Raw genomic sequence first — 350 nt, 5'->3', positions numbered from 1 at the left:
CCCGTCCTTGCGGTCTGCACAGCCACCGTAAGGACCTTACTCCCCCACTCGCCGCTGGCAGCAGCGGAGCGGGCGGAATCATGCCGGAGAAGCGGCAGCGGTCGCCTTTGTCCCCGAATTTTCACCTTTCATTCCATTCCCAAAAAATTCGGGGGCAACAGCGATCGGAGGCATGACCCGCACGCGGAGCGGGCTTCCCAAGCACGCACAGCACACGCCAGCCGAACGCTTTGCCTCGAAGCACAGCCCGCACCCATTCGTCTTTGCGGTGCTGCACAGCCACCGCAAGGACCTTACTCCCCCACTCGCCGCTGGCAGCAGCGGAGCGGGCGGAATCATGCCGGAGAAGC

Annotated in this window: 1 protein-coding gene; it reads right to left on the bottom strand. The window is 64.3% G+C overall.

The features are described 5' to 3' along the window. Nucleotides 1-121: 121 nt before the first annotated feature. On the bottom strand, nt 122-350 hold a 229-nt coding region (locus IAE55_RS34075; RefSeq protein WP_234490059.1), incomplete at its 5' end, for a hypothetical protein.

This window comes from Paenibacillus sp. S28 (assembly GCF_016624415.1).
GTDB classification, from domain to species: Bacteria; Bacillota; Bacilli; order Paenibacillales; family Paenibacillaceae; genus Paenibacillus_AQ; species Paenibacillus_AQ favisporus.
This window is presented reverse-complemented; position numbering and strand designations above follow the sequence as displayed.